At 36.5% G+C, this 661-nt stretch carries 1 protein-coding gene; it reads right to left on the reverse strand.

Annotated elements, in window-relative coordinates:
- Window positions 1-210 precede the first annotated feature (210 nt).
- Window positions 211-661 (reverse strand): IS982 family transposase (locus tag DNK84_RS05730; RefSeq protein WP_119343595.1); only part of this gene is annotated, 451 nt, incomplete at its 5' end.

A 661-nucleotide genomic window follows, 5' to 3' on the forward strand; every position in this document is an offset into this window, starting at 1 on the left:
CCACGAGTACTTGTGCTTTACTTGTTCTAAAATATTGTGATCAGTATCCTAACGCAGTGTGATATTACCTAAAAATTTACGGCGATATATAATGCAAAGCGTGCATGATTGCCTGACTTTATTAGTTGACTTTGTGTGTTAAATAAATCAGTTGATAAAAGTCTTACAGCAATACTCAATAGCTATAAAACGTGAGTTCGACATAAGTGTTCATAAAACTATCAGCTCACTATCTCCCTTAATCCGTAAACTTGGCTTTTTTGGCTGAAAACAATAGGCAATAAGGCCACACAATAAATTTGTCATAAAGTTCCAAATTGAACGATGCCTCGTATGTTCGATTTGACTAATATTCTTAAGCTGATCATTGACAGACTCAATAATTGCCCGCTTTCTCAAAAGTGCTTTGTCCAGTAAAGAAATCAAACCTTTTTTCATCTTCTTTTTCACCCGTGTCACCACTTGTAATCCACGTGACAATAAAGCCTCAGATAATGCGCCTTTAATATAGCCTTTATCGCCAATCAATTTGCCAATAAGCCCTTGGGTTAAATCCTCAACAGGCACACGATCATCTGTTGTTGCTTCAGTGACTTTAAAAGCCATAATTTCACCTTTATCATTGATCACTAAATGAAGCTTAAACCCAAAGAACCAGCCC

This window comes from Facilibium subflavum, from assembly GCF_003574485.1.
Taxonomy (GTDB): domain Bacteria; phylum Pseudomonadota; class Gammaproteobacteria; order Francisellales; family Francisellaceae; genus Facilibium; species Facilibium subflavum.